13 protein-coding genes and 2 pseudogenes are annotated in these 15191 nt (G+C 54.8%); 9 read left to right on the forward strand and 6 right to left on the reverse strand.

Annotation, left to right across the window (positions count from 1 at the left end):
- Position 1: 1 nt before the first annotated feature.
- Entirely contained in the window at positions 2-1810 is a 1809-nt protein-coding gene (locus WGC32_RS01600) for an ABC transporter ATP-binding protein (protein ID WP_342680458.1), read from the reverse strand.
- A gap of 274 nt (positions 1811-2084) precedes the next feature.
- Here WGC32_RS01600 and WGC32_RS01605 point away from each other — a divergent pair, with 274 nt between their 5' ends.
- Positions 2085-3035 (forward strand): helix-turn-helix domain-containing protein, encoded by a 951-nt coding sequence (locus tag WGC32_RS01605; RefSeq protein ID WP_278518009.1) that lies wholly within the window; start codon positions 2085-2087, stop codon positions 3033-3035.
- A gap of 183 nt (positions 3036-3218) precedes the next feature.
- A complete protein-coding gene (locus WGC32_RS01610) occupies positions 3219-3590 on the forward strand; it encodes a TnpV protein (RefSeq protein WP_342680459.1) in 372 nt (123 codons plus the stop codon).
- Positions 3591-3638: 48 nt separating this feature from the next.
- On the opposite strand, the pseudogene rhuM reads toward WGC32_RS01610, so the two are convergent.
- Positions 3639-3944: pseudogene (gene rhuM / locus WGC32_RS01615) on the reverse strand (RhuM family protein); the annotation flags it as partial.
- Positions 3945-3997: 53 nt separating this feature from the next.
- On the opposite strand from rhuM, the gene WGC32_RS01620 reads away from it, so the two are divergent.
- From WGC32_RS01620 to WGC32_RS15075, 7 genes and pseudogenes are all read left to right on the forward strand, one after another.
- Positions 3998-4684 carry a hypothetical protein gene (locus WGC32_RS01620; protein WP_342680460.1) on the forward strand — a complete coding sequence of 229 codons (687 nt, stop codon included), beginning with the start codon at positions 3998-4000 and terminating at the stop codon, positions 4682-4684.
- A 400-nt stretch (positions 4685-5084) separates the two neighbouring features.
- A complete protein-coding gene (locus tag WGC32_RS01625; protein ID WP_342680461.1) occupies positions 5085-5663 on the forward strand; it encodes a TetR/AcrR family transcriptional regulator in 579 nt (192 codons plus the stop codon).
- Positions 5664-5773: 110 nt separating this feature from the next.
- A complete protein-coding gene (locus tag WGC32_RS01630) occupies positions 5774-6388 on the forward strand; it encodes a class I SAM-dependent methyltransferase (RefSeq protein ID WP_342680462.1) in 615 nt (204 codons plus the stop codon).
- Between the two features lie 4 nt (positions 6389-6392).
- Positions 6393-6998: a class I SAM-dependent methyltransferase gene (locus WGC32_RS01635; protein ID WP_342680463.1), complete on the forward strand. Its 606-nt coding sequence runs from the start codon at positions 6393-6395 to the stop codon at positions 6996-6998.
- 12 nt (positions 6999-7010) lie between these two features.
- Positions 7011-7916: an alpha/beta hydrolase gene (locus WGC32_RS01640; protein WP_342680464.1), complete on the forward strand. Its 906-nt coding sequence runs from the start codon at positions 7011-7013 to the stop codon at positions 7914-7916.
- 44 nt (positions 7917-7960) lie between these two features.
- Positions 7961-8335 carry a class I SAM-dependent methyltransferase gene (locus tag WGC32_RS01645; protein ID WP_342680465.1) on the forward strand — a complete coding sequence of 125 codons (375 nt, stop codon included), beginning with the start codon at positions 7961-7963 and terminating at the stop codon, positions 8333-8335.
- A 4-nt stretch (positions 8336-8339) separates the two neighbouring features.
- Positions 8340-8768 (forward strand): annotated as a pseudogene (locus tag WGC32_RS15075) (L-2-amino-thiazoline-4-carboxylic acid hydrolase); the annotation flags it as partial.
- Between the two features lie 102 nt (positions 8769-8870).
- Here WGC32_RS15075 and WGC32_RS01650 read toward each other — a convergent pair.
- The 4 genes from WGC32_RS01650 to WGC32_RS01665 are packed head-to-tail and all read right to left on the reverse strand — an operon-like array spanning position 8871 to position 15173.
- Complete coding sequence (locus tag WGC32_RS01650) at positions 8871-10604, reverse strand: ABC transporter ATP-binding protein (protein WP_342680466.1); 1734 nt, start codon at positions 10602-10604, stop codon at positions 8871-8873.
- The gene (locus tag WGC32_RS01655; RefSeq protein WP_342680467.1) at positions 10604-12361 is read right to left on the reverse strand and encodes an ABC transporter ATP-binding protein; all 1758 of its coding nucleotides are present in this window, start codon (positions 12359-12361) and stop codon (positions 10604-10606) included. The genes WGC32_RS01650 and WGC32_RS01655 overlap by 1 nt, the downstream gene beginning before the upstream one ends.
- 21 nt (positions 12362-12382) lie before the next feature.
- Entirely contained in the window at positions 12383-12958 is a 576-nt protein-coding gene (locus tag WGC32_RS01660) for an MptD family putative ECF transporter S component (protein ID WP_342680468.1), read from the reverse strand.
- Between the two features lie 52 nt (positions 12959-13010).
- Positions 13011-15173, reverse strand: coding sequence for an ATP-binding cassette domain-containing protein (locus WGC32_RS01665; RefSeq protein WP_342680469.1), 2163 nt, complete (start codon positions 15171-15173; stop codon positions 13011-13013).
- Positions 15174-15191: the final 18 nt, after the last annotated feature.

Consider the following 15191-nt stretch of genomic DNA (forward strand, 5'->3'; position numbering starts at 1 on the left):
ATTAAGCAGGGGAAACACCTCCTTTCATCTGCCAGACTTCCGTCTCATTCTGAATAGCCCAAAGATGGGCATACAAGCCATTTTTATCCAGAAGCTCCTGGTGGGTCCCGCTTTCGGCCAATCTCCCGCTGTCCAGGACATAAATACAGTCTGCATCCCGGATGGAGTAGAGCCGGTGGGCGATCATCAAAACCGTCTTGCCCTGGAGCAGCTCCGCCATGCCCTCCCGCAGCGCCAGTTCGTTTTCCGCGTCGGCAAAGGCCATGGCCTCGTCCAGCACCACAATGGGGGCGTCTTTCAAAATCGCCCTGGCGATGGCGATGCGCTGGGTCTCGCCGCCGGACAGCTTGTGCCCGCCGTCCCCCAGCCGGGTGTTGTAACCGTCCGGGAGGGACAGAATAAACTCGTGGCAGCGGGCCGCTTTGGCCGCCTGTTCCACCGCCTCCCGGCTGACATCACGGTGCATGGCGATATTGTCATAGACGCTCTCTGCGAAGATATAGGTGTCCTGAAATACAAAGGCTACAGTGTCCATCAGTGTCCGGGCGGTATAGTCCCGGATGTCCGTTCCGCCTATGGCGATGCTTCCGCTCTCCACATCCCAAAACCGGGCCAGCAGCTGCCCCGCCGTGGACTTGCCCCCGCCGGAGGGACCCACCAACGCAACAAAGCTGCCCGCTGGAATCTCCATGCTCACATGGTCCAGCGCCATGCGGCGCAAGGGGTCCGCCGCTTTCTGATAGGAAAAGCTCACATCCCGGAAAGACAGTGCAGGGCAGGCCGGCACTGCGTCTATCTGCCCCTCGCCTGTCGGCTCCATCTTCAGCACATCATCAATCTGGTCCATCCGCACGGACAGGTTCCGAAGTTCTGCGCCGAACTCCACCAGCTCCATCAGCGGGCTGATCACTGCCGGCCCCACAATCAGGAACAGGAGAAGATCCATCATCAGCTGGTGATCCCCTGGGTTCAGGTACAGCAACACACAGCCGGCAATCAGAATGAAAGCCAGCACAGACAGGGTGATGGTCTTATAGGCCCCGTAGATTGGGGTGACCCGCTTGAGGTAGGCCATCAGGTGGCTTCTGTTCTTTTCAATCAACCCGGTAAGCCGTCGGGCCGCCGCTTCCAGCCTGCCAAAGATTTTTTCCTCCTCCATGCCGGCCACATATTCGGAAAAGGCCGCGTCCAGCTCTGTGGCGGACTGGTTCAGCTCCGTCCAGATTTTCTGCCCACGCTTTCCGCCGAAAGCCGAAAACTGGATGATAAAAGCGGCTGCCAGTGCGGCAAAAATGGTAAGCGTCAATGGCACATTGATGGAAAACAGCAGCACAGCCAGCGAAATCAGCAGCAGCGCAGCACCCACAAGGTTGGATACGTCGTGGGCAATAATGCCCTCCATCTTCTCGATGTTGTCGCTCATGGTCTTCTGTACAGCGCCGGACTGCCCGCCGGTAAAAAAGCCCAGGTTCAGTTTTCCCATATGGCCCAAGATGCGCATGCGCAGGTCATAGAGCGCCCGGAAGGCACAGGCGTGGCAGATCACACTGCCCGCAATGGACAGCAGAATGCCCGCCGCAATGCTTGCCAGCGTCATTCCCACCCAAAACCACGCCTGGGAGGAATCTACCGATGTCTGATGGAGCGACGCCTCCAGGAAAATACGCACAATGCGATAGACCGTGTAAAAGGGAACTGCTGTGCATAGAATGCTGACCGCAGAGCAGAGCATCCCAAGTACATATTTTGCCGAACCGCACTGTGCGGCTTGAAACACTCGGAATACGGTGTTCTTCTTTTTATCTCCCATACTTCTCCTTTCCCTCTCGCTTCTTGTATGCGGAGAAAGATATATTGGTTAGTTTATGCTAACCCACACTCATTATGCCGCCTGCAATCCTTTGCGTCAATAGCGCCACAAGTGCCTCAAAATAAGCGTTCCGCTATCCGTCTCCCTGCAAAACACTTGATTTTACACCATTTCTCCGATATAATTCTACGCATAGGTTAGCATCAACTAACTAAAATTCGTGCCAAAACAGAAAACCGTGTGCCATTTCAGCACACGGCAAGGAGATGATACGATGGTCACCATACGCAATATCGATGAAACATTCCGTTTTTACGGTTCCTTTGGGGCGAAGCAAATGGATGTAGGAAACGGAACCTGTTTCACCTTTCCCGACAACTCATACATCCGGTTCTGGGGAGATCTCCATGGCTTTTGCGTAGCTGCGGTTGATTTTACGCCGCCCGAAGATGCGATTTTCCGCTCCCAGATTCAGCAGCGATACCTTGGCATCGGCTTCCATGAGGAAGGGCATTATGTCAGTTATATGCGAAAATCCGACGCCCGAGATTCCACTTCCGGAATCAGCTGCTTTGTTTTCCCTTCCCCAGCGCCCCATTTCCTAAAACTGATGGGAGGGCAGCGTCTGCGGTTCCACGGCATGTATTTTCAGGAACAGTTCTTTCGGGAAAACGGCGTGCAGCTCTACGGCAGCTTTTGGGAGGATGCGAAACGCTCCATCGGCTCCGGGGAAATCCACTCCCCGGAACTGACGGCGATTTACCAAAGGATCGAGCGGTGTCCCTTAATCGGTGAGCCCTTCCAAATCTGGATGCGTGGACAGGGGCTGGCGGCAACCGGCTTTCTTTTGGAACTGGTTCACAGGTATTCCACCACACGGCCTGTCTATCTGAGTGAAGCGGAACTCGCCGCCGTTGCGGAATCCAAACGATTCATCCGAAGCAATCTGCGCAACATGCCCTCCATATTGGATCTTTGCAAACGGGTTGCCATGAATAAAAACAAGCTCCAAAAGGCGTTTCAGCTGACAGAGGGAAAAAGCATCGGCGAGTATGTGCGCACCCTGCGGATGGAACAGGCCCTTGAACTTTTAGAGCAGAGCAATATGACGGTGCAGGAGATAGCGGCGGCGATTGGATACCACGGCGTATCCAACTTCTATCACGCTTTTCAGCAGAAGTTTGGAAGTACGCCCCAGGCCGTCCGGGATATGTTGAAAAAATAGGAGCGGCACTATGTCCGCTCCAGAATAAATTTTGTTACCAAGAGTTACTATGTAGAGGGTGGTTTCTCCCACCTAATACATATGACTGCGGCTCATTTGTGGTGAATGGAACAGCAGTTGTAGGAAAGGAGAAGAAAAGTCCGTATAACCACTGGAAATCAACACAAAAAGGAGCTGATTTATATGAAATCAATATTTGAGCAGATGGGTGGCACTTACCGTCAGGAGGGGGATTATCTCATTCCAAACCTCTCCCTGCCAGATGAATCAGAATATCAGATTGGCAAATACGGGCGTATGCGCCGCAGCTATCTGAAAGAACATCGCCCCATTCTCTACACAAACCTGCTCACAAGCGGAACGCTGCACCGGCATCTTGCGGAGATCGACCAATCCTGCAACGAGCGTATGGAAATCATCGTTTCTGCAATGGCGAAGCAGGAAGATGTGACCGAAACACTCAAAGCATCTGCCCAAATGGAATGGGTGCGCCACATGAACAGCATCCGCAGCCTTGCCGAGGAAATCGTTTTGACCGAGCTTGTATATGAATGACAAATGCCCGTTATCGGCTGTATGGCCGATAACGGGTATTTCTGCGTTTTAATCCTTGTCCTCGGTGCTGGCAACAAGTCGGTCAAAATCACTCTGATACTGCCGATCCTGAATGACACGGTATTTCTCAAATTCGCTCTCGGCAAAGGCTTTTGCAATGGCCGCTGTCACTTTTCCTTTATGATGCAGCACTTCCTCCTCGTTAAACTGCAAAAACGCATCCAGCCGTGCGACCCAATCCTGCATATACATGATGTTCCCACGGTGTGCCTGTCGCTCGGCATAATCAAGATACATCGTGACAATTTCGTTCAGGCTTCCCATCTCGGTTTCATCCAAATAGTTTTTCGCTAGTTGCCCGCACCGTTCCTGCCATAGCAGAAGGGCTGGAGAAGCTGCGCAGCCGTGTGCTGATCTACTGTTATCAGCTCTCTCACATTTGCAGTGGCAAATCTCATATTCAAAAATCTCTTGCCGTATGGAAGCCAGAACTGGAGCGTTACACCGGTCTGGTGCAGCAAATCAAGGCAAAAAGCAAAGAGCGCAAAACACTGGTTGCCGAGAAAAAGGAATTGCCAATATACCATGTAAAACGCCACAAGGCGCTGGCTGTCTGCATTGCCGAGCTGACAGAAGATTTAGAGGAATTGCGTTTCGAAAAGGCACTCCTTTTGCAAAAATTTGAGTATGCAGAAGATGCAGGCGCAGAGGCATTCCGCAAGGATATTGCCACCATGGAGGCCTGCCTGAAAAAGCTGGAGACGCGGGAACAGAAATATTCCGTTGAACTGGATAAGGCTTTGACTGAATATGCCGAGCTGAAAGCGCAGGCTGCGGATTTTGACCCGGTAGAGCTGTACAAAGCACGGCAGGTCATCCGTCCTGCGCAGGAAAAGGCGGCAGAACAGCAGTTAGAGGATGCCATGCACGAGAAGCCTTCTCTTATTATGCTGCTCAGCGCCAAGCAGGAAACATCCCACCTGCTTGGCGCGGATGCAGAAGAACGGCAGGCGCGACAACTCATTGCTCACAAAAGGCAGGAGCAGCATCGAAATTCAATCAGCAAACGAAAAAGAAGTGACCCTGAGCGGTAATCACGTAAAAGGCGGCGGCTCATACGAGTCGCCGTCTCTATACATGGGCCACGTCGTCGAGCGTTGTGCAGATCGTTCCACAGGAAGATTATTGCAGATATTATATGTGGTTCATGTTGTGTTAATTCCTACTTTTTTCTTGTAATCAATCCATCCGTGCAATATGAAACAAAATGGGTATCAGAACGCAGCGTTTGGATGCTTCGCTCTGATGCCCTTTTACGATATAGTTTCTTTTACCGCGGCGACAACGATTACCGGAATTCCAGCGTCTCTTTCTGCAACGCTGCACTCCTTTTGATTAGTGATTTTTTCTCCGCACCTCTTGCAAACCAGAAAAAAGCGCGGTATGATATGACCAGAAGAACCGAAACGGTCATATTTCAAGGAGGGTGCGACCTTGGCTTTTACCGATTACGAGACTGAGCAGCTCCGCAAGGCGTTGCTGAAGGAAACGAGACATTGTGCTGTCACGCTGGGGATGAAGAAAACCTCCGTAGAGCAGCTGACGAAGGCGGTCGGCATTGCAAAGGGCTCGTTCTATAAATTCTACGAATCCAAGGAAATGCTTTTCTTCGCGGTTTTGGAGAACATTCACTCCGAGCTTTACGGAGTGGCTGACCATGCACTGAGCGAAGCAAACGACTTGCCGCCGTCGGAGCGTGCGGCAAAGGCGGTTCTTGCCGTCTGTCGGAGGCTGTCTGATACTGGTGACATGGTTTTCATTGAACATGACGCCAAGTTGCTTTTACAGAGATTGCCGGAGGACGTCAAAAAGGAACATTACCACGATGACGAGACGCACATCCGTCTGCTTTTGGAGAAATATGACCTTGTGCCGAATCGCGGCATCTCTTTGGCTGCCGCCACGGTACGGGGACTGATCTTGACCGTCTCCCACAAGGAGCAAATCGGAGAATTGTACCCGCAGGTGCTGGAAACGCTGGTGTACGGTGCTTGCAGGGAGTTATTTGAATAAGCGAAAGGCCGCAAAAATGCGGCTTTTTCAAGGCACAACGGTTAGCATCATCTAACCTGACAACCGCACATATCGGTTAGATGAATCTAACGTCGAAAGGAATGATAGCGATGCGAAAACACAAGAATTTCTGGGATAAAAATGCCGGTCGGTATGACCGCTTTATGCGAAAGGACCGGGCAGCATATGACGAGATGTATGAACTGATCCGACCGAAGGTGAAAGCCAAGACGGTGCTGGAGTTGGCCATCGGCACAGGGTTGATTGCAAAAAACATCGTGAACGCGGCGGCACACATCGAGGCGACGGACGCCTCTGCGAAGATGATCGCCGAGGCGAAGCGGGATAACCGCTCTGCCAAGCTGCACTTTTCGGTGCAGGATATGTTCCGCCTGCCCTATGCGGAGGAGTCCTTCGACGTGGTGATCGTGTCCAACGCACTGCACATCGTGCCGCAGCCGGAGAAGGCCCTTGCCGAGATTCGCCGGGTGCTGAAGGATGGCGGCGTGTTGATTGCGCCGACCTTCACCCATGCCGGAAACTCTTTTTCCGGCATGGTCAAGGCCTTTTTTATGAAGCTGGCGGGCTTCCCTCTCCACAGCAAGTGGACGAGGGAGGAATACCTGCGCTTCCTACGGCAGAACGGCTGGGCGGTGCGGAAAAGCGCTGCTCTGAAGGCGTCCTTCCCGCTGACCTATGCGGAATGTGTGAAATCGGAGGTGTGATAAGATGTCATTTTTTGAGAACACCAGAAAGCCTGTGGGGCTTGGCGGGAAAATCATGGTCGCCATGATGAACCTGGGGCACAGTCCTGTGGCACGGTGGGGACTTCACTTTTTGGAGCTTACTCCGGACGCCAAGGTGCTGGACTGCGGCTGCGGCGGAGGGGCGAACATCAAGAGACTTCTGAAAAAATGCCCGGAGGGTATCGTGAAGGGCATTGACTATTCCCCCGTCAGTGTGGAGAAATCCAAAAAGGTCAACGAGGCCGCCATAGCGGTGGGCCGCTGCACCGTTCTGCAAGGCAGCGTGGCGAATATGATCTTTGCAGGCGACTGGTTCGATGCGGTAACGGCCTTTGAAACCGTCTATTTCTGGCCCGATCTGCCGCAGTGCTTCCGGGAGGTTTACCGGGTGCTGAAGCCCGGCGGGACATTTCTCATCTGCAACGAGAGCAACGGCGATACGGACAAGGACAAGAAGTGGACGGCGATCATCGGCGGCATGACCATCTATAAGGACGTTGAATTAAAGGCGTATCTGGAGCAGGCAGGCTTTCACGATGTGCAGATACACAAAAAGAAAAGCTGGCTCTGCATTACGGCGCGGAAATGAGGGGGCTGAATCATGAGTATCTTTGCGTCTATCTTACGCAGCGTATACAAGCTCTCTGGCGCGAAAAAGGCGTTCGCCTTGCCGGAGGATGCACTGCGAAAGGAAATTGAAAAGCAAAACCGGCATCGTGGCGTTTTTACGCCCACCGACCGCAAGGCATATTATGAAACGATCGCGGTAAACGGCTTTCCCTGCCTGATCGTGCGAGAGCATCCGAAGCCGTCCGAGCGCGCGATTCTCTATTTCTTTGGCGGCGGCATGGTGATCGGCCCCGATAAGGGCGACCTGCCTGTGATGCGCAAGCTCTGCCGCGAGACCGGTTGTGATGTGTGGTTTCCGTTTTACCCGCTCTGCATGGAACACTGTATCACCGAAACCTATGCGATGGTTTACGAATGTTACCGGAAAATGATTACGCTGTACGGCGGCGGAAATGTCAGTACCTGCGGCTTTTCCTCCGGCGGTGCGCTGGCGCTTGGCATTGCGGCGCACAACAACGCGCAGCCCGAGCCGCTGCCGCAGCCGAGACACATCGTCGTTGTATCCCCCGGCGAGGTGCCGTGGAACGATGCGGAAAGAGCGCGGATGCAGGCACTCAATAAACGGGACGTTTCCATCGACTATGCCTTTATGGTGACGGTGGAAAAGTTCATGCGGCATGGCTGCGAGAATGTGCCGGACTATATGCTCTCCGGCTCACGGGGAGATTTTACCGGCGTAGGCGATATTCACTTCTTCTATTCTGCCGACGAGGTGCTCTACGGCGCATTGCCGGACTTTGAGGAAGCCTGCAAACGGGCAAATGTCCCCTATACGGTGTCCGCCCGCCCGAAGATGGTGCATTGCTACTGTATGCTGCCGATCTTTCAGGAAGCGAAGGAGGACTTCGCAAAGATCGTGGATTTTTTGAAGAGATGAGACTGGAAACGGGCGCGTGATGATTGAAACACGGAGGGAAGGCCATGGAACGAAAAGAAGCCATTCGCGGTGCGTACCGAATGACGGGCGGAAACAGTTTTTATGACGGCATGATCACCTGCTCTACTCTGAGCGGGAAAGCGGTGTGCCGCTTGGTGTGGGCAATGAACAAGGCGGAAAACGACGCCTATCTGGAAAAGGCAATGTCCGGTATTCCGGAGCATTTCTCCGGCAAGCTGCTGGAAGTGCCGGTGGGAAAAGGGATTCTGACCATTCCGGTTTATCAGACTATGCCGGAGGCGGACATTACCTGTCTCGATTATTCGCCCGATATGATGAGGCAGGCACGGGAAAAGGCTGACCGCCTGCACCTGAAAAATGTAACCTTCCGGCAGGGAGATGTGGGAGCACTCTCCTAACCCTATGGCATACAACGAGTTGTTCGCCCTTGCCTTCGTTGCGCCCTATGTGGCAAGCGAAAAGAAAATTCCACCAACGGCCGTGCAGGAAATGATGCGCCGCTCACTCTATCATATCAAGTGGTATTTTGCAAAGACCGACTTGAATACCGACAAGGGCAAGGCGGAGAACAAAAAGAGCGTTGTCAAATACGCCAAATGGTACACGCCCGAAAAGGAAGCGAAATACCCGACCTCCTTCAAGGTGGATTTTGTCGGGCAGCCGTATGAGGGTGCCTGTTACTACCGCATTACCCGCTGCCCGATTTGCATTTACGCGGAGAAACTCGGTGTTTCCGAACTCATGCCGTTGTTCTGCGAACTTGATGAAGTGATGATCACGCTTCAGCACGGCGTGCTGCACAGAAAACAGACGCTGGCGAATGGCGGAGAGTATTGCGACTACTTTATTACCGGAAACAGAAATAAACGGAGAAGCTCATATCGGCCAATGGCTGATATGAGCTTCTCCGTTTATTTTTTAGATTGTGCTGCTTCAGACCTTCCACCCGGCAGCCTGCTTGCGTTCCACCACAAAGCGGCGGTAAAGGCCGTCCACAGCCACCAGCTCGTCATGGGCGCCCTGCTGGACGATCTCGCCGTGATCGACCACGAAGATTCTGTCAGCATTTTGCACAGTTTTCAGCCGGTGAGCAATCATGATGACCGTCTTATCGTGGGTCAATTCCGCAACGGCCTCCATCAGCTCCTTTTCATTTTCGGGGTCGACATTGGCGGTGGCTTCGTCCAGAATGATGATGGGTGCGTCCTTCATGATGGCGCGCGCAATGGAAATTCGCTGACGTTCGCCGCCCGAAAGCGTAGCACCGCCTTCGCCGATGACGGTGTCAAAGCCGTTCGGCAATGCCATGATAAAGTCGTAGCAGCGGGCTTTTTTCGCGGCGGCCTGCACCTCCTCCATGGAGGCGTCGGGCTTGCCAAAGCGGATATTGTTGGCGATGGTGTCGGAGAACAGATAGACCCGCTGAAACACAAAGGAGAAATTGCGGATGAGGCTGTCGTAGCTGTACTCCCGCACATCCCGTCCGCCGAGGCGCACGCTGCCGCCCTGCACGTCCCAGAACCGCGCCATGAGATTGCACAGCGTGGTCTTGCCACTTCCGGACGGACCGACGATGGCCACGGTGGTTTTCTCCGGGATGGTCAGGGACACATCGTGCAGGATGGGCTTGCTGTCATAGGAGAAATCCACATGGGACAGGGTGATGTCCTCCCGTTCCGGCGAAAGCTCCTCCCCGTCAATGTCCATGGGTTCTACGCGCAGAATTGCGCTTGCCTTATCTACGCCGATGTCGATGGAGCGGAACAAAGCCGAAAAGCTCCCGGCAGAATCCAGCTGCTCAAAGAGGATGAACGAGCAGATCAGCATCAAAAGGCAGTTTGTCAGCTCCATGGTACCGCCGAAGTAAAAGACGATGGCGGCCGCGCAGACGGCGACACCGGTGAGCTTGTTGACGACGAACTGCGCCAGCATATAAAGCACCGACGGGATCTCCATAGCAAAGGACGCCCTGCGGGCTTCCTCCACAGCGCCGTGTACCTGCGTGGCAGAGTCGTGGGTCAGGTCAAAATTCTTGACCTCGGAAATGCCCTGCACATATTCCAGCACCTTGGACACAAGGCGCTCGTCGGCGTTGAACTTCCGCTGGGAAAGGGTCTGCTCCGCCCGCTGCATGGCGGCGTTGACGGCGAAGAACAGCAGCAGTCCCGCCAGTGTGATCAGCCCCATACGCCAGTCAAAGAGGAACATCATCGCTGCGATGATGCCGGAGGTCAGAAAGCCGCGGGTCGTGACCATGACGACGCGGGTAGCCACATTCGCCATGTTTTCCATGGTGTTGGTGGTGACGGACGTGACCTCGCCGAGGCTGTTGTCATTGAACCAGCCCATAGGCAGGTAGCGCAGGTGCTCGGCGATCTCGATGCGTTTGTTGGCGCAGGCGCGGTAGCCCGCACGGGTCTGGAGCATGGTAGTCTTCATGTTGATGGCAATCGTAATGATCAATGAGATCACGATAATGCCGAGGCTCGTCCATAAAGTTGCCATAGTGACGTTCCTTTCCAGCAGCGCCTGAATGACGATGGCGGCTGCCGGAATACGCATGGCAGAGCAAATGGCGCTGACCACGCCCAGCCAGATAGATGTTATAAACAGCCTGCGGTTGTCCACCCCGCAGAAGGCAAAAAATTTTTTCAGTGTCTTGAGCATTACGCCACCTCCCCGTCGTCTTTGACGCTGATGTGGGCCTCCCACATGGTTTGATAAAGGGGGCAGGACGCAAGAAGCTCCGCCTGCGTGCCGGTGGCTTCGATCTTGCCTTGATTGACAACAATGATCTGATCGGCGTCCGCAATGGTGGACAGCCGGTGGGCAATGACCAGCAGCGTCTTGCCCCGCACCAGCCTTCCCAGTGCCGACTGGATGACCGCCTCGTTTTCCGGGTCTGTATAGGACGTTGCCTCGTCGAGAATGACGATCGGCGCGTCCTTCAGCATGGCACGGGCAATGGAGATGCGCTGCCGCTCACCGCCGGACAGGTGACCGCCGGATGCACCGCATACGGTCTGATAGCCGTTCTCCAGCCCCATTATGAACTCGTGGCAGCCGCATTTCTTCGCGGCGTCAATGACCTCCGCATCGGTCGCACCCTTTCTGCCCATGCGGATATTGTCCATGACAGAAAGGTCAAAGAGGTAGTTGTCCTGCGACACATAGGCGATGTGCTTCGTGCACTCTGCCAGCGGAAGTGTACGGATGTCCACGCCGCCCAGCTCGATAGAGCCGTCCTTCACGTCCCAAAGGGAGGCGATGAGCCGGGCGATGGTGGATTTTCCACTGCCGGAAGGCCCGACCAATGCGTTGACCGTCCCCGGGGCAATGTGCAGATCGATTCCGTGCAGTACCTCCTTGTCGTGATAGGCAAAGCGGACATCTTTCAGCTCGACGGCGTTGTCCGCAGGCAGCTTTTCCGCACGTTCCGGACGCTGCATATCCTCGCCGGACAGCACCTCCGCCACCTCACCCACGATGGTCGTCACCTGCGCGATGTCATCGGTGTAGGAAAAAGCGGTGATCAGCGGCTGCATAACGCCGAAGGACAGAACAATGACCGCGAGAAACGTCTCCGCCGACAGTGTGCCGTGCATATAGAGAAGGCAGCCCACCGGTAAAATACCAAGCAGCGTAGAGGGAAATATCGCCATGCCCGCCACCTGCCCGAAGAGGCTGCCCCGCATCCAGTCGATGAAGCAGTCTGCCCCTTCCTTTGCAGCAGAGACAAACTTTGCGTAGCTGGTTTTGGACTGACCGAAGGCCTTGATGACCTCAATGCCGCTGATGTATTCCACAGCCGTGTCGTTCAGTGTCTTTGTCGCGGTGACCGTGCGCTGAAACTTCTCGTGATAGCCGCTGAACATGGACATAAAGCAGAGAATGCCCAGCGGCAGGACGATGAACATGGAAAGGCCCATGCGCCAGTCCTCCATGAACAGCAGCACCAGTACCGCCAGCGCCCCCACGATGTTGGTGGTCATCTCCGGCAGCAGGTGGGCAAGGGTGGTTTCGATGGAATCGACCCGCTCGACGATGATGTTCTTATACGAGCCGGAGGAACGATCCAGCACCGTACCCAGCGGCAGCGTCGCTAGCTTGTCCAGCAGCCGGACGCGGGTATTGGCCAGCACATGGAACGTCGCATGGTGGGAGAGAGAGGTGGACACGCTGTGCAGCACATAGCGCAGCACCCAGAAGCCCGCCATCCACGCGCAGAGCGTCAGGCAGTACGTCAGCTCCGCCGTGCCGTTTACCAGTGCGGTGATGAGCCGAATGATGATGAAATACGGAATAAGCGAGCAGGCGACGCCCAGCAGCGCCGTAAGGACGCTCAAAGCGTACTCGCCGTACCGCCCTTTTGCCAGCTCTGCCAGCCACGAGGCGGCGGAGCGCTTTGGCTCAATTTCTTTCATGGTGAACTCCTTTCGACTGCATTACGCAGCAAGATGCTTTTTCACGATCCGCTTGCCGATCATTGCGCCGATAAAGGCCGCCACGATCACACCGGCCACCAGCGCCACAGACACCCAGGACTGCAGCATCTGGGATGCGGCAAGGATGGCGTCCTGACGGCCATCGGTGACCATCTGATCCGTCATAGCCTTGGCTGCGATGGCGTAGGGAATGATAGTGCTGCCGAATGCGGCCAGCACCTGATTGATGACATAACTGACGGTCAGCGCCTTCGCGTTGCCGTAGCCCATCTTCCACAGCAGCAGCTCGGCAATGGCACCGGAGAGAATAAAGAGGATGATGTACGGCAGGTATCCGCCCATAATGGCGCGGACAATGCTGTAAATGAGGATCGCACCGGGCTTTTTCACCTTCGTGCCGATGATGAAGTAGACGATGCCCTCCAGCAGGGCGAAAAATACCGGCATCAGAATGATGGTAATGGGCGTTGCGTACAGGACGGAGCTGGCGAAGAAAATGACCACATTGATCAGAGCCAGCAGGACAACGGTGATGATGTCCTTGACTTTCAGTTTATTGGGGTTTGCAGTACTCATGGTAAAGACTCCTTTTTGAATGAAATATGGTTGAACGTCGCAGAGACGGCGATCACAGGATAAGGCCGGCGGCGATCGATGCTGCCAGCAGGACGCAGAACACAACATCCCACGCAGAAAACCGAAGCGACAGATAGTTGCTTTTGCGGCGGGTTAAGTCGATGCCCCGTGTTTCGGCGGAGGCAGACAGCGTCTCGGCGATGCGGATAACGCGCAAAGCCATCGGCACGGTCAGTATTTCGATATAGGATGACAGCGCTCGCAGCTTCTGAAGCGGCGATGTGAACACGCCCCGGGTGCGGATGGATTGCCGCAGCAGCTTCATATCCCCGGACAGCACCGGGAAAAAGCGGAAGATCACTGCCACGATCATGATAAATCGCTCCGGCAGGTGCAGATTGCGCAGCGCTGCCAGGGTGCGGCTGGCTTCATTTCGTCCAATCAGCGTCCGCATGGAAATGCCGATGGCGATGATGCGCGGGAACAGCACTAACATAAAGGAAAACACCGTGCCCGGCAGCAGAGCGTTTGCCGCCCACAGCAGCCCAAAGCTCATCCCGCCTGCCAGCGCCGTTCCGAGCCAGCCGTCCGCTGCGGTCAGCAGGATCAGTGCCGTATATACGGCATAAACTAAGTGGTTGTTGGATGTGGAGATCACGACCAGCAGGGCCAGCCAGTAAAGCAGCTTCGTTGCCGGGTGGAATCGTTCTTTATGCTGTTTTTTCGCAGGAGCATTGGAAAGATGGAAGCGCTCCATATATTGCCGTACCGCTTGCAAATCTCGTTCCGAATGAACGGGAAATTCTATTTCTGCATGCCCATCCGACAGCCCAATGCAGCGGTCACACGCACCTGCAATTAGCTCAGGGTCGTGGGTGATGATGAGAACAGTCTTTTCCTTCCGCATCTCCCGGATCAGCGCTGCGCACCGCTCCAGACTTTCCGCGTCCTGTCCTGCTGTCGGCTCGTCCAGTATGACGATTGGCTTGTCGGATAAATACGCCATCATCAGCGTCAGACGCTGCATCTGCCCGCCAGAGAGGGAGAAGGGATGCCGGTCGCGGCAGTCCCACATATCCATGCGTTTGAGAAGCGCATCCGTCTTCTGCTCAAATTTCGGCGTAACCTTGTGTCCATATTGCAGCTCGTGCAAGACGGAGCCTGTGAAGAACTGGAACTCCGCCTCCTGAAGGATGAACAGCACTTGCTTTTGCAGCTGCTCTGGATTTTGCGGCTTTCCGAAAAGCATTATCCTGCCGCCGGAGGGGCGGTAAAGCCCTGCAATCAGCTTGCCGATAGTCGTTTTGCCGCAGCCGTTTGCGCCCACAAGGCCGACGATCTCATGCTCATGGACGGAAAAGCTGACACCAGAGAAGGTATCTCCGGCCTTCCTGCCGTATGTATAGCGGACATCTGAGACGGCAAGCGCCGTCGGCGCGGTTTTCGGCAGCAGCTCTTTCTCCGGCACGGTGATCTCCGCAAGGTCGAGCGTGCGCAGAGAAAGTGTTTGTCTCCGCTCCACTGAGAACGCCTTTGTCTCTGCGGCAGTATATTTTCCTTTGATCTCGCCGTCTGCCATGACCCAAAATTCGTCGGCAATGTCGGCAAGATAGTAGAGTCGGTGCTCGCTGAGCAACAGCGTTTTGCCCTGCTTTTTCAGGGCAAGCAGAATCTCTTTTAACTGCTGCGTGGCTGCGAAGTCCAGATTGGCCGTGGGTTCGTCCAGCAGAAAAATATCTGTGTCCATTGCCCACGCGGACAAGATGGAGATGAGCTGCCGTTCACCGCTGGACAACTCGTAGACATTGCGATCCTTCAGCCGCTCCAGATGAAAGATCCGGAAGGCCTCATCTACCCGCCGTCGGATTTTATCTTGCGGCAGACCGTGATTTTCAAGACCGAAGGCCACTTCATTGGAACTGTTCACGGTAAAAAACTGACTTCGCGGATCCTGAAATACCGAGGCGGCCAGTTCGCCGATTTCGCCGATACGCATCCCGGCGGTGTCCTGCCCGTTCAGGCGGCAAAAGCCTTTTAGCTCTCCCTCATAAAACTGCGGTATCAGTCCGTTGATGCACCGCAGCAGCGTGGATTTTCCGCATCCGCTGCCTCCGCAGAGCACCACGCAGCGTCCCGCCGGGATGCCGCCGCCGACCTGTCGGAGGATGGGCAGCTTTGCCTCCGCATATTGGAATTCAAATTCAAAATCTATCATCGCAAACTCTTTTCTTAT

The organism is Zongyangia acetica (genome assembly GCF_038739695.1).
Lineage (GTDB): Bacteria > Bacillota > Clostridia > Oscillospirales > Ruminococcaceae > Zongyangia > Zongyangia gallinarum.

Coding starts and splice junctions, on each gene's coding strand:
- WGC32_RS01600 (WP_342680458.1), bottom strand. CDS start 1,810: ATGGGAGATAAAAAGAAGAACACCGTATTCCGAGTGTTTCAAGCCGCA.
- WGC32_RS01605 (WP_278518009.1), top strand. CDS start 2,085: ATGGTCACCATACGCAATATCGATGAAACATTCCGTTTTTACGGTTCC.
- WGC32_RS01610 (WP_342680459.1), top strand. CDS start 3,219: ATGAAATCAATATTTGAGCAGATGGGTGGCACTTACCGTCAGGAGGGG.
- WGC32_RS01630 (WP_342680462.1), top strand. CDS start 5,774: ATGCGAAAACACAAGAATTTCTGGGATAAAAATGCCGGTCGGTATGAC.
- WGC32_RS01635 (WP_342680463.1), top strand. CDS start 6,393: ATGTCATTTTTTGAGAACACCAGAAAGCCTGTGGGGCTTGGCGGGAAA.
- WGC32_RS01640 (WP_342680464.1), top strand. CDS start 7,011: ATGAGTATCTTTGCGTCTATCTTACGCAGCGTATACAAGCTCTCTGGC.
- WGC32_RS01645 (WP_342680465.1), top strand. CDS start 7,961: ATGGAACGAAAAGAAGCCATTCGCGGTGCGTACCGAATGACGGGCGGA.
- WGC32_RS01650 (WP_342680466.1), bottom strand. CDS start 10,604: ATGCTCAAGACACTGAAAAAATTTTTTGCCTTCTGCGGGGTGGACAAC.
- WGC32_RS01655 (WP_342680467.1), bottom strand. CDS start 12,361: ATGAAAGAAATTGAGCCAAAGCGCTCCGCCGCCTCGTGGCTGGCAGAG.
- WGC32_RS01660 (WP_342680468.1), bottom strand. CDS start 12,958: ATGAGTACTGCAAACCCCAATAAACTGAAAGTCAAGGACATCATCACC.
- WGC32_RS01665 (WP_342680469.1), bottom strand. CDS start 15,173: ATGATAGATTTTGAATTTGAATTCCAATATGCGGAGGCAAAGCTGCCC.